The 12,438-nt window shown below is 61.8% G+C and carries 12 protein-coding genes and 1 tRNA gene; 7 read left to right on the top strand and 6 right to left on the bottom strand.

All coding sequences use genetic code 11. The annotated features are described in order from the left end of the window. The first annotated feature begins 8 nt into the window (after nucleotides 1-8). A complete protein-coding gene (locus ABWU19_RS01725; protein WP_435900040.1) occupies nucleotides 9-278 on the top strand; it encodes a hypothetical protein in 270 nt (89 codons plus the stop codon). Between the two features lie 335 nt (nucleotides 279-613). Here ABWU19_RS01725 and ABWU19_RS01720 read toward each other — a convergent pair. Then, a tRNA-Arg gene (locus ABWU19_RS01720) sits at nucleotides 614-690 on the bottom strand. A gap of 184 nt (nucleotides 691-874) precedes the next feature. Continuing rightward, nucleotides 875-1,879, bottom strand: a complete 1,005-nt coding sequence (locus ABWU19_RS01715; protein WP_435900039.1) for a tagatose 1,6-diphosphate aldolase — start codon at nucleotides 1,877-1,879, stop codon at nucleotides 875-877. 112 nt (nucleotides 1,880-1,991) lie between these two features. Here ABWU19_RS01715 and ABWU19_RS01710 point away from each other — a divergent pair, with 112 nt between their 5' ends. Beyond that, nucleotides 1,992-2,924, top strand: coding sequence for a carbohydrate kinase family protein (locus ABWU19_RS01710; RefSeq protein ID WP_435900038.1), 933 nt, complete (start codon nucleotides 1,992-1,994; stop codon nucleotides 2,922-2,924). 239 nt (nucleotides 2,925-3,163) lie between these two features. On the opposite strand, the gene ABWU19_RS01705 is transcribed toward ABWU19_RS01710, so the two are convergent. Continuing rightward, entirely contained in the window at nucleotides 3,164-3,568 is a 405-nt protein-coding gene (locus ABWU19_RS01705; RefSeq protein ID WP_435900037.1) for a (R)-mandelonitrile lyase, read from the bottom strand. Between the two features lie 109 nt (nucleotides 3,569-3,677). Continuing rightward, the gene (locus tag ABWU19_RS01700) at nucleotides 3,678-4,724 is read right to left on the bottom strand and encodes an NADH:flavin oxidoreductase/NADH oxidase (RefSeq protein WP_435900036.1); all 1,047 of its coding nucleotides are present in this window, start codon (nucleotides 4,722-4,724) and stop codon (nucleotides 3,678-3,680) included. A 231-nt stretch (nucleotides 4,725-4,955) separates the two neighbouring features. On the opposite strand from ABWU19_RS01700, the gene ABWU19_RS01695 reads away from it, so the two are divergent. From ABWU19_RS01695 to ABWU19_RS01680, 4 genes are all read left to right on the top strand, one after another. Further along, the gene (locus ABWU19_RS01695; RefSeq protein WP_027876057.1) at nucleotides 4,956-6,101 is read left to right on the top strand and encodes an acyl-CoA dehydrogenase family protein; all 1,146 of its coding nucleotides are present in this window, start codon (nucleotides 4,956-4,958) and stop codon (nucleotides 6,099-6,101) included. Nucleotides 6,102-6,191: 90 nt separating this feature from the next. After that, nucleotides 6,192-6,938: an electron transfer flavoprotein subunit beta/FixA family protein gene (locus ABWU19_RS01690; protein ID WP_027876056.1), complete on the top strand. Its 747-nt coding sequence runs from the start codon at nucleotides 6,192-6,194 to the stop codon at nucleotides 6,936-6,938. 9 nt (nucleotides 6,939-6,947) lie between these two features. Continuing rightward, nucleotides 6,948-7,886, top strand: a complete 939-nt coding sequence (locus ABWU19_RS01685) for an electron transfer flavoprotein subunit alpha/FixB family protein (RefSeq protein ID WP_027876055.1) — start codon at nucleotides 6,948-6,950, stop codon at nucleotides 7,884-7,886. A gap of 322 nt (nucleotides 7,887-8,208) precedes the next feature. Beyond that, nucleotides 8,209-8,799: a hypothetical protein gene (locus ABWU19_RS01680; RefSeq protein ID WP_435900035.1), complete on the top strand. Its 591-nt coding sequence runs from the start codon at nucleotides 8,209-8,211 to the stop codon at nucleotides 8,797-8,799. A 35-nt stretch (nucleotides 8,800-8,834) separates the two neighbouring features. Here the strand turns inward: ABWU19_RS01680 and hisD are convergent, their stop codons facing one another. Both hisD and ABWU19_RS01670 read right to left on the bottom strand, forming a co-directional pair. Further along, complete coding sequence (hisD, locus tag ABWU19_RS01675; protein ID WP_435900034.1) at nucleotides 8,835-10,082, bottom strand: histidinol dehydrogenase; 1,248 nt, start codon at nucleotides 10,080-10,082, stop codon at nucleotides 8,835-8,837. A gap of 23 nt (nucleotides 10,083-10,105) precedes the next feature. Continuing rightward, nucleotides 10,106-10,885 carry a DUF3108 domain-containing protein gene (locus ABWU19_RS01670; RefSeq protein WP_435900033.1) on the bottom strand — a complete coding sequence of 260 codons (780 nt, stop codon included), beginning with the start codon at nucleotides 10,883-10,885 and terminating at the stop codon, nucleotides 10,106-10,108. Nucleotides 10,886-11,120: 235 nt separating this feature from the next. Here ABWU19_RS01670 and aceA point away from each other — a divergent pair, with 235 nt between their 5' ends. Further along, on the top strand, nucleotides 11,121-12,416 hold the full coding sequence (aceA, locus tag ABWU19_RS01665) for an isocitrate lyase (protein ID WP_435900032.1): 1,296 nt from the start codon (nucleotides 11,121-11,123) through the stop codon (nucleotides 12,414-12,416). Nucleotides 12,417-12,438 lie beyond the last annotated feature (22 nt).

Genomic DNA, 12,438 nt, shown 5'->3' with positions numbered 1-12,438 from the left:
TTAGCTGTATGACCGAAGGCGCAGTACTTTTTTTGCGGCTGCTGCTGTGGCTGCTCCCCGGCATCCTGGCTTTTCTGGCGGTGCGGGGTTTGCTGGCTGGCCGTACCCGTGTGGGGCTGGGCTTGATTATTGCCGGTGTGCTGGTGGCACTCCTGATCAAACCCATCCCGGTAGGCCTGGCCTTTTTCCTGATTGGCGGGCTGGCCGCACTGGGTGGGGGGCGGAACCCCCGCTATGCCCGCGAACTGCACGAGCGCATTGAAGAGTGGCGTAAATAGCCCCAGCGGACTGTTTACAATGACCACCATTTGCAACAAGCGCTTTATGCCCATTGAGGGTTCGGCGCGTACCAGGGCACAGCGTTTTTGAAACCACGGTTTTCCAACATTATCGGGTGACGAAATAACCAAGCCTGGCATAACGGGTGTTCCTTGATGGATGCCAGTATTGACCGTTGGGGCGTTGGTTTCGACCCGCTCAGCCAACCTGATATGAAATCTCGCTGGATTGTTCCCTTGATGTAGAGAGCCTGAGCGATAGCAGGTGGCGTCATCTATTTTTGCTGGGGTTCATGCAAAAAGCACGAGGCGCTTTAAACCCCGTGCTTTTGGATTGGCGGGCGCGGCAGGATTCGAACCCACGACCTACTGATCCGTAGTCAGTCGCTCTATCCAACTGAGCTACGCGCCCTTGTGGCATTGGTGAATACCACCAAATGCGTCCTGTAGGTTAACACAGCTGCTGCAGGCTGTCAACAAAATTTGGCTTTGTCTGAACCCACAAAGGCTCAAAGCTCGGCCTGAACAGCGCTTGAAGGCCAGGGCACAAAAAAGCGGCTCCCAAACTTGGAAGCCGCCCCATGGCTGAAAGCAGATTAACCTCTGGCCGCTTCCAGGCTTCCGTACAGCGTCCACCAGGGCTTGGCGCCCTTAGCCAGCACCTGGTTGAGCATCTGGATATTCTTCACCCCTTGATCGGCCAGCCACGCCTCGAGGGCCTCGAGCCCTTGTTTGGCATAGACCGGGATGCCGTCCTGCCAGGTGGCCCGTCCGCACAGCACCCCGCTGAAGGGCACCCCGGCTTCGGCGGCCATCTCCAGCGACTCACGGAAGACCGCATCGCTGACCCCCGCCGAGAGGTAGATAAAGGGTTTGCCGGCAGCGCTGGCGGTGTCTTTGAGAAATTGCAGGGCCTGGGCGCGGGTGTAGGCCTCTTCGCCTTTGAAGCCCAGGGTTCCGCTGGTGTAGGCGATGTTGAAGGGCAGCTCGACCTTGAGCACGTCTACGCCGTAGCGGTCTTTGGAGAACTCTTCCATGTATTTGGCTACGTAGCGGGGCTTGACCCTGGCGAACTCGAGGCCCTCGCCGAGCCTGTCGTCGTAGGCGATGGGCTCGAGGAAAAAAGGCATCTCCAGCGCAGCACACTCGGCCCCTACCCGCTCGATGAAGGCGTGCTTGATGTTGTTGATTTTGGGGTCGTCTTCGGGGTTGTAGTAGAGCAAAATCTTTACTGCATTGCCGCCGGCTTCCTGGATGCGCCGCACGCTGAGGTCGGGCAGCAGGTCGGGCAGACGGCCCGTTGTGCTGGTATCGTAGCCGGACTTCTCGTAGGCCAGCAAAACCCCGGTGCGGGGGGCTTTGTGCTTCAGGGCGGGCAGGCCATACTCGGTATCGATCAGAATGGCCGAAGCATAGGGGGTGAGGATTTTGACCACCGCTGTTTTGAACTCGGTCAGTTCGGCGTCGCTTACGTCTGTGCCACGTGCTTTGGCAATGGCCTTGCGTAAGGAGCCCCGCTGATCCATTGCAGCTGCCGCAATAACCCCATGATCGTCAGCACAAGCCTGAATCCGTTCAAACTTACCTTTGCTCAGTCCCATAGTTTTCTCCGCCTTCAAGTCTACCTCAAGAACTACATCTGGACTTACAACCTGTCCTGCTCCACGATAAACTGCTGCCGGAGCTGGGGCCAGCCATCTCTTTGGAGGAAGCATGTTGATTGTTGCCGGAGAAGCCCTGATAGACATGACCCCCGCTGTCCTGAATGGCAGTACGGCCTATGTGCCGCATCCTGGTGGCTCACCCTACAACGTGGCCATAGGTGCGGGCCGCCTGGGCACGCCCACCGCTTTTCTGGGGCGGATTTCGCGCGACGGCTTCGGACAGTTGCTCAAAAGCCACCTGGCCGCCAGCAAGGTGAGCCTGGCGTATGTGAAGGAAGGCGACCAGCTTACCACCCTGGCCCTGGTAGCCCCTTCCGAGTCAGGCGAATTTTTCTCGTTTTACTGCGAAAATACCGCCGACCGCTTGCTGTACCCCGAAGATCTGCCCCCTGTCTTACCCGCCAGCGCGGCCCTGCACTTTGGCTCGTATTCATTGGTTCTGGAGCCAGGGGCCTCGACCCTCGAACTCCTGATGCGACGCGAGGCCCGCCGTCGACTGATCTCGCTCGACCCCAACGTGCGCCCCTTCCTGATTCCCAACCGGGATGTCTACATCGAACGCCTGATGGGCTGGCTCGAGCAGGCCGATCTGGTCAAGGTCAGCCAGGCCGATCTGCAGTGGCTCTATCCAGGCGAGAACCCGGAAACCATCGCTCAGGAGTGGAAACAGCAAGGCCCCCTGCTGGTCATCGTAACCCAGGGAGGCCAGGGGGCTTTTGCCGTGACCAGCCGGGGCATTGCTAAAGTCCAGGCCCCTCGGGTCAGCGTCGTGGACACCGTGGGTGCGGGTGATGCTTTCATGTCGGGCATCCTGAGCTGGTTGTGGCAGCGGGGCTACTGGTCCAGAGCCGCCCTGGGGTCGCTCGAGCGCGAGCAAATTACAGACCTGCTAAACTTTGCCGCTCGAGTAGCGGCCATCACCTGTACCCGGGCCGGGGCCAACCCCCCCTGGCAGGAAGAGCTGTCCCAGCTGCCTGGATAAACTGTGGCTGCCGGATGCAGCGAGGCTCTGCCAGGCTCGATACAGCGCTTGGCCTGCCCAGCTCGACCGAGCTGTTCAGATGCGTTTTGTTGCGGCCCTGGCTGACAAAAACAGCGAAAACCGTTCTAAGTTGCGCCAGGGCAGATTGGCAAAACCAGCGGAATGAGTCAATGCATACCTGGCGCAATTCCTAAAGCGAACTTTCGGTACGGTATCTTGCATTTCGCTTATGGAGACACTTAGAGGCGGTATTGCTCCTCGCTGACCTGCTCCAGCCACTCGGTGCTCACCCCATCCACCGCGGCCTGGATGGCCAGGTGGGTCATGGCGTGGGTGGGGCTGGCCCCGTGCCAGTGCTTTTCACCTGGGGCAAAGTAGATGGTGTCGCCCGCCTTCATCTCGCGCACCGGCTCGCCCCAGCGCTGGAACCAGCCGATGCCTGCCTCCAGGTGCAAAACCTGCCCCTGGGGGTGGGTGTGCCAGGCCGTGCGGGCCCCAGGGGCAAACATGACCCGCAGCACGTGCAGATGCATGGGCGCAGGTGTAACCACCAGTTCGCTCAGGTAAACGGTGCCGGTAAACCACTCGGGTTTGCCCAGGCGGGTCGGGGCCTGGGGTACAAAGGTTTTCCAGGGGTTTTCCATACCCCAATTTACCGCTGAGTAAACCGCACACCCCAAAGGCTCAAAAAACCCGTAGCCTCACCAGGCGGAATCTTGACGACAGTGCCCTCATGGGCTGACAACACGCGCTCTAGAAAGCCCGTTCGTACTGCACCGGCCAGACCCGGCTGCCCAGGGCCTGGCCCGCCCGGTAGGGCCAGTAGGGGTCCCGCAGCAGAACCCGGCCCAGCAGAACCAGGTCGGCCTGGTTTTCCTGAAGAATGGCCTCGGCCTGTAAGGGCTCGGTAATGAGGCCCACCGCGCCTGTGGATAAACCTGTGGACAACCGCACCTGGGCGGCAAAGGGCACCTGATAGCCAGGCCCCACAGGGATTTTCACCCCTGCAATAGCCCCTCCCGAAGAACAGTCCAGCAAATCTACACCGCGCTTGCGCAACTCGTCTGCAAAGGCCACCGTATCGGTGATGCCCCAGCCCCCCTCCACCCAGTCGCTGGCCGAGACCCGTACCAGCAAGGGCAGCTCGGCGGGCCAGACCGCACGCACTGCTTCCACCACTTCCAAAGGGAAGCGCATGCGGTTCTCCTGGCTGCCCCCGTAGCGGTCGGTGCGCTGGTTGGTCAGGGGCGAGAGGAAAGAATGCAGCAGATACCCGTGGGCCATGTGCAGCTCGAGCACCTCGAAACCGGCCTTGAGGGCCCGCTTTGCCGCTTGTTGGAAGGCCTGGCGTACCTGCTCGAGCCCGGCTTGGTCCAGTGCCTGGGGAACCGGCCAGCCCTCCTGGAAGGCAAGGGGGCTGGGGGCTACCGGTGTCCATCGGTGAAGGGGCTTGCCGCCCTGCCAGGGGTTGGCGGTTCCGGCCTTGCGTCCGGCATGGGCAATCTGGATGCCCGGCACGGCGCCCGCGTTCTTGATGCGCCGGGTTAGCTCTTGTAGGCCACCGATGTGCTCGTCCGACCAGATGCCGAGGTCGTCCGGGCTGATCACCCCCCGGGCCTCCACCGCGGTGGCTTCGACGATAATCAGCCCCACACCGCCAATGGCCCGGGTGGGGTAGTGCAGCAGATGCCAGTCGGTTACCTGCCCGGCCTGGGCCGAGTACTGGCACATGGGCGACATGGCGATGCGGTTTTTCAGGGTTACGGAACGCAGTTTTAGGGGGCTAAAGAGCAGGCTCATAGCGGGGATTCTACGCCCTGGGGCAGCCCGATTTGTGGACTTTGATACATAACGCTTTTTCTTCACCAGGTGGGTGTTACGATAGACAGGGGCCAAAGGAAAAAGTTATACTAAGTACAAGAAGTTTTGTTTTGCGAGGAGGTGATGTGAAGCCAATAGCTAAAAGCCAATAGCCGCTAGCTGAGCATGCACGCTACAGGCTATGGGTTATACGCTATGGGCTATCCGCTTATGCCCATCGATTTCACCCTGACCGACGAACAAAAAGAACTGCAAAAACTGGCCCGTCGCTTTGCCAAAGAGCAGATTGCGCCAATTGCCGCTCTGTACGACGCCAAAGAGGAAGTGCCCTGGGGTGTGGTGGAAAAGCTCTACGAGGTGGGCCTGCTCAACGCCATCATTCCGGAGGAATATGGCGGCTTGGGATTGGGGATGCTGGAAGAGGTGATTATCGGTGAGGAGTTGGCCTGGGGCTGTATGGGCATCTACACCATCCCCATGGCCTCCGATCTGGGCATCACCCCCATCCTGCTGGCCGGAACCCATGAGCAGAAGCAGCGCTTTTTCAAAAAGCTCACCGAGAAACCCGCCCTGGCTGCTTTTGCCCTCTCCGAACCGGGCAACGGCTCGGACGCCGCTGCATTGCGTACCCGGGCTGTGCGTGATGGCGACCACTATGTTCTGAACGGCACCAAGACCTGGATTTCCAACGGCGGCGAGGCCGAAACGGTGGTGGTTTTTGCCACCATCGCTCCGGAGCTGCGCCACAAGGGCGTGGTGGCTCTGGTGGTGGAGAAGGGCACCCCCGGTTTTAGCGCCAACAAACTGCACGGCAAGATGGGCCAGCGGGCCAGCGGCACCTACGAGCTGGTTTTTGAAGACTGCCGGGTTCCTGCCGAGAACCTGCTGGGCCAAGAGGGCGACGGCTTCAAGATTGCCATGCAAACCCTGGACAAGACCCGCATCCCGGTGGCGGCAGGCAGTGTGGGGGTGGCCCGGCGGGCCCTCGAGGAGGCCACCCGTTACGCCAAGGAGCGCGAGGCTTTTGGCAAGCCCATTGCCGAGTTCCAGGCCATCCAGTTCAAACTGGCCGAGATGCTGATGGGCCTCGAGACCGCCCGCACCTACACCTACTACGCCGCCTGGCTGGTAGACACCCACCAGCCCCATTCCCACGCCGCCGCCATCGCCAAAGCCTACGCTTCGGAGATGGCCTTTGAGGCCGCCAACCAGGCCATTCAGATTCATGGCGGGTTTGGCTACATGCACGAATACCCGGTAGAGAAGCTCTTGCGCGACGTAAAACTGAACCAGATTTACGAGGGAACCAACGAGATTCAGCGGCTGGTTATCGCGCGGCACATACTGAGCCAATAGCGGATAGCCGATAGCTGTGAGGCCGCTTCATCATAAGCTATGGATTATCAGCTATCGGCCATTGGCGCCCTAGCACACGAGAGGTAACACATGAAATTTATTGCAGTCATACGGCAAGTACCCGACGGCGAGTCCCGCCTCAAGATTGAGGGGGGTAAGGTAGACCTCAGCGGAGCCACCATGATCCTCGACCAGATGGACGAGTGGGCGGTGGAGGAGGTCATCCGACTACAGGAAAAGCATGGCGGTGAGAGCGTGGTGGTGGCCCTGGGCCCCGAGCGCTTCGAGGAGGCCATCCGCACCGCGCTGGCCATGGGCATAGACCGGGCCATTCACCTGGTGGCCGAGGGCTACACCGACCCCATCACCCAGGCCCAGGCCCTGGCCGAGGTCATCCGGGCCGAAGCCCCCACCCTGGTCTTTACCGGCGGACAGCAGGCCGACTGGGACGCCCAGGCCCTGGGGCCGGCGCTGGCCGAGGCCCTGGGCTGGCCGGTGGTGAGCTGGACCACCATGATTGAACTGGAGGGCCAGACCCACGCCAAAGCCCGCCACGACCTCGACGAGGGCGCCGAGCTGGTGCGGGTGCCCCTGCCGGCGGTTTTTACCAGCCAGCAGGGCCTAAACGAGCCCCGCTACCCCACCCTGCCCGGCATTATGAAGGCCAAGCGCAAGGAGCTGAAAAAGCTGCCCATGAGCGTAGGGAGTAAGGTGGAGATTCTGGAGCAGACCATCCAGGAAAAGAGCCGTCTGAACAAGATGCTAGATGGCAAAGACCCCGTGGCTGCCGCCCATGAGCTGATCCGGCTGCTCCACGAGGAAGCCAAGGTGATTTAGGAGGTGCGCGTGATACTCGTAGTCTTGGAACATGACGGACAGCGCCTGCGCAAGGGCGCTTTGGAGGCCATCAGTCGGGCCCGGCAACTCAGCACTTTGGGGCCCATCGCCGGGGTGGTGATCGGTGAAAACACCCAGGCCGTGGCCCAGGAGGCCGCGCAGTACCTGCCCACCGTCTATGCTGCTGAGGTGGGGGGCTATACCGCGGAAAAGTGGGCCGAGGCGGCCTATACGGCAGTGCAAAAAAGCGGGGCTCAGGTGGTGGTGGCTACCGGAAGCCGCCAGAGCCGCACCTGGACAGCTCGGCTGGCCTACAAAATGAAGGCTGGTCTGATGGAGGATACCCTCGAGACCAGCACCGACGGCCAGCACATCATTGGCCTCCGCTACAGCTTTTTGAATCGCGTCACCGAGAAGCAAAAAGCTGCTCTGCCGGTGGTATTTACCGCCAAACCCAACACCACGCCCCCTGCCGAGCCGGCGGGCAGCGGCACGGTGGAGGTGCTCGAGGTAAACCTGCCTTTGACAGTAGAGGTGCTGGAACGCCTGAGCGAACAGAAAAAGGGGGTTTCGCTCAGCGAGGCCACGGTGGTGGTGACGGGCGGACGCGGGCTGGGCAGCCCCGAGGCTTTTGCGACGGTGGAGGAGCTCGCAGGCGCGCTGGGGGCCGCAGTGGGCGCAACTCGTGCGGTGGTGGATGCGGGCTGGCGGCCCTACAGCGAGCAGGTGGGCCAGACCGGCAAGACTGTGCAGCCCAACCTCTACATTGCCCTGGCGGTCTCGGGGGCGGTGCAACACCAGGCCGGTATGAACAAGAGCAAGTACATCGTGGCGGTCAACAAAGACGCCGAGGCCCCCATCTTCAAGATCGCCGACTACGGCATTGTGGGGGATGTGCATCAGGTGCTGCCTGCGCTGGTTGATGCGGCCAAAAAGCTAAAGGATTAGAGCGGCCTTCAGAGAGAATGGTAAAACCTCCATCATAAAAAGGCTCAACAGGTTTACTTTTTCCGCTGCCCCCAGCGGTAAAAAGCGAAGACTGCATAAGCTCGCTACAAAAGCCACACCCAAAGGGCAAGCCCGGGCTTGCCCTTTTTTACTTGCTGGTGTGCGCTGGTTTGTGGCGGGTGCTCGAGGTTCAAATCAGCAGGGGAGGGCCTGGGGGCTGGAGTACACTGGCAGCGTAAAGCAATTACCCACGCTGCTCGCGCGGTTGCGTGAACTTATGGAGAGCCCTATGATTACTACACCAACAAAAGAATTAAACAGCATGACCGAAGTAATGGCCCTTTTGGAGGAAGGCCAGCGCCTGCAGAACCACCTGGCTGAGCTGGGCACAAAATTGCGCCAGGCCGCCGCCGAGCTGGATAACGGCCATCCCCCTTCTCCAGACCTTGCCGCTCTGCTGGTTGCTGGTGCACAGGCCTTTGATGGGCTGTACGAACGGGCACAGCGTATGCTGGGCGGGGCCTTGATCGAGCCTTTGCTGCCCAGGGTGCTGGAAGCCCTCGAGGCCCAGCGCAAGGCGCTGGAAGGGGCCGCTGTACGTCAGAAAGCCCTCAATGTGCTGGAACAGGTGAGCAGCCTGGTCTACCGGGGTGGCGAGGAGTTCCTGCCCCTCTCGACGGTGCAGCTCGAGGCCCTGGGCCTGATGCGCCAACAAAAAGAAACAACCGCGCCAGGCGACACAATGGTAGCCCTGGCGAACGGCAGCCACCCCTATAACCTGCTGCTCAGGCTGGTTGTGGATAAAGCCATGAGCAACGAAGAGTGGATCAAGGTGTACCAGCGGGTGGGACAGGAACTTGGCCTGGAGCTTGCGGTAGCCGCGGCCCGCGGCCAGATTTACCTGCCCGAATAGGGAAGAAGCCAGACCCAACCAGCCGGGTAGGGGAGCTACCCTTTGCTTCTGCGATCCAGGGCCCTGGCGTGGGCCTCCAGTCCCTCCTCGCGGGCCATGCGTGCCCCGAGCGTGGCAAGACGACGGGCCGCTTCCTGGTTGAGGCCCACCACCGGGATCACCTTGAGGAAATCCCGCAGGGATAGCCCGCCCCCAAAGCGGGCTGTGCCGCTTGTGGGCATCACGTGGCTGGGGCCCGCGATGTAGTCGCCCAGGGCCTCGCAGGAATGCTCGCCCAGAAAAACCCCTCCGGCGTTGCGTACCTGCCCCAGTACGGCCAGGGGGTCGTGCAGCGAGAGGCAAAGGTGCTCGGGGGCGTATAGGTTGGCCAGCTCGAGGGCCTGCTCCAGGTTTTCTACCTGTACCAGCCCACTTCGCTTTAGGGCCTGGCGGGCGATGCTGGCCCTGGGCAGGTCGGCCAGCTGGCGCTGGAGCTCCTCCTCCACGCGTTCCAGCAGCTCCCGGTACGACGAGAGCAGCCAGGCTTCGGAGTCGGGGCCGTGTTCGGCCTGGGCCAGCAGGTCGGCGGCCAGTAGCTTGGGGTCGGCGGAGGCATCGGCGATGATTAGGGTTTCGGTGGGCCCCGGTAGGCCCTCCATGCCCACAGCGCCATATACCTCGCGCTTGGCCAGCACCACGTAGCGGTTGCCAGGGCCCATGATCTTGTCCACCCGGGGTACCGTTTCGGTGCCATAGGCCAGCGCGGCAATGGCCTGGGCCCCGCCCATGGCAAACAGGCGGTCGGCACCGGCCACCCAGGCCGCGGCCAGAATGCCTGGATGTACCCGAGGAGGGGAGGCCAGCACAATCTCGCCCACGCCTGCAACCTTGGCGGGAACCGCAGTCATCAAAACGGTGGAAAGCAGCGGTGCCGACCCCCCCGGCACATACACCCCTACCCGATCCAGCGGGCGCACCAGCTGGCCCAGCACCCCGTCGGCTCCGGCTTCCAGGAACCCGCCCACAGGCTCCCGTCGGTAGAAGGCCTCGATGCGCTCTTTGGCGGTCTCGAGGGCGTCGCGCAAATCAGCATCCAGGTTTTCGTAGGCTTCGCGCCAGGCCCGCTTGGGAATTTCCTCCACTGGCTGCCCGTCGATCTCCAGGCTGATGCGCTGCAGGGCTGCATCGCCCTCGTGCTCGACCTGATGCAAAATCAACCGCACGGTTTCTAGCGCATCGCCGTACTCCACCGTCATGCGGCGGTTCTTGAAATGCCCGCGGATTTCCTCAGGGGTTTTGATCATTGCTCATCACCGCTTGCCTGGCTTTAGCTATACCGCCTGCGCCGCCGTCGCCGCCTCGAGGCTCCATTTTGCTCTTTGGGGGGTTCGCCGGACACCACCCTGGCCTTGGGGGGCTCTCCAGAGACCACTCGAGGGCGGCTCGAGTTGCGCGGGGCGGCCTCCTGGCTGCGCTCCAGTGGTTGTAAGCGCTGACCGGCCTCGAGGCGCTGCACCTGAACCAGATCGGCCTCAAAAACGTGTTCGCCCACCTTTTGTGTGAGGCGCACGGGATAGCCCTGCTGATCAAAATAAAGCAGGCTAAGGCCTGGGCGCAAACGGTAGACCCGCACGCTTTGCGCTTTCTTCTGGCCCTCTACACCCACCTCGATGGTTTGGTCGGGCAGGCGTTCGGCATAGGCCCGCCCCCCCACCAGGGCAAACTTTTTTACCTGGCCCACCTCGATGTTGAGCGCTCCTACGGCCAATATCAGCGAGAGGGGGTCGTGCATCTCGGCCAGATAGGGCATGGCGAAGTCGTCCTTGCCCTGACTGACTGTGACCAGACCCTCCTCGCGGGAGAACTCCACCTCCATAACCCGGGCCCCATTGCCTTCCACCCGCTCGCGGTAGCGGCGGGGCAGCCCTTCACGGTTCAGTTCGCTCTCCCAGCGTTGGCGGGTTTTGGGCAGCGGTAGCTCTACGTTGGCCTCGAGCACCACCCGCAGGCCATCCCGGCGGGGCTCGAGGGTCAGACGCTGCTCGCCTGCTGCGTGTCCAGCGTACCGCAGGCTGTAGCGCAGTGTTTGTGGAACCGCCCAGTCCATGTCCTTCATCCTACCAGCCCCAGGTCAAAAATCTGCACCAGATATAAGCCGCTGGTTATCGCAGCGCCGGACTGGTAAACCCGGTTTGCGGCCTGACGAACTAGCTACACTTTTGTGTAATCTATTTGGCGTGTACTCAAATAAGTTGTACACATTTTTGTAGGTGTCGTTCTGCTTGATATACACCCTTCAGATTCCTGCTACCCAAGCCATACTCAAAGCAGGAGGAATTGCGATGTCCAAACTGTCCCCCGAAATGAAACTGGAAGCCGAAAAACTTCGCCGCGAGTGGGAGACCAACCCCCGCTGGAAAGGCATTCAGCGCGATTATACCGCCGAAGATGTGGTGCGCCTGCGCCCCAGCCTTCTGCCCGAGCAGACCTTAGCCAGGGTGGGGGCCCTTCGGCTGTGGGAGCTCTTGCACACCCGCCCCTACGTGAACACCTTTGGGGCCTACACCGGAGCCCAGGCGGTGCAGATGGTCAAGGCCGGCCTCGAGGCCATCTACCTTTCGGGCTGGCAGGTGGCCGCCGATGCCAACCTGGCCTGGCAAACCTACCCCGACCAGTCGCTCTACCCGGCCAACTCGGTGCCGCAGGTGGTGCGCCGCATCAACAATGCCCTGCAGCGGGCTGACCAGATCGAGCGCAGCGAGGGCAAAACCGACCGCTACTGGTACGCTCCCATCGTGGCCGACGCCGAGGCTGGTTTTGGCGGCCCCCTGAACGCCTTCGAGCTCATGAAAAGCATGATCGAGGCGGGTGCGGCCGGGGTGCACTGGGAAGACCAGCTTTCCAGCGAGAAGAAGTGTGGGCACCTGGGCGGAAAGGTCTTGATTCCCACCCAGCAGCACATCCGCACCCTGAATGCGGCCCGTCTGGCGGCCGATGTGATGGGGGTTCCCAGCATCATCATCTGCCGTACCGATGCCGAAGCCGCCACCCTAATCACCAGCGACATTGACGAGCGCGACAAGCCCTTTGTGAAGGAAGGCGAGCGCACCCCCGAGGGCTTCTACCGGATTAAGAACGGCCTCGAGGCCTGCATTACCCGCGCCCTGGCTTATGCCCCCTACTCAGACCTTTTGTGGATGGAGACCAGCACCCCCGACCTGGAGGTGGCCCGCAAGTTCGCCGAGGCGGTGCATGCCGAGTATCCGGGCAAGATGCTGGCCTACAACTGCTCGCCCAGCTTCAACTGGAAGAAAAACCTCGACGACGAGACCATCGCCAAGTTCCAGCGGGAGCTGGGGGCCATGGGCTACAAGTTCCAGTTCATCACCCTGGCCGGCTGGCACAACCTCAACTACCGCACCTTCGAGCTGGCCAAAGGCTACAAGGAGCGCGGCATGAGCGCCTTCGTGGAGTTGCAGCAGCTCGAGTTCGCCGCCGAGAAAGAGGGCTTTACCGCGGTCAAACACCAGCGTGAGGTGGGCGCGGGCTACTTCGACGAGGTGCTGATGGCCATCACCGCCGGACAGGCCTCCACCGCGGCCCTGGCGGGTTCGACCGAGGAAGCCCAGTTCCATTGATATGAACCCCACCCGAAGCGTT

Origin of the sequence: Meiothermus cerbereus (genome assembly GCF_051297115.1) — a bacterium.
Taxonomy (GTDB): Bacteria; Deinococcota; Deinococci; order Deinococcales; family Thermaceae; genus Meiothermus; species Meiothermus cerbereus_A.
This window is presented reverse-complemented; position numbering and strand designations above follow the sequence as displayed.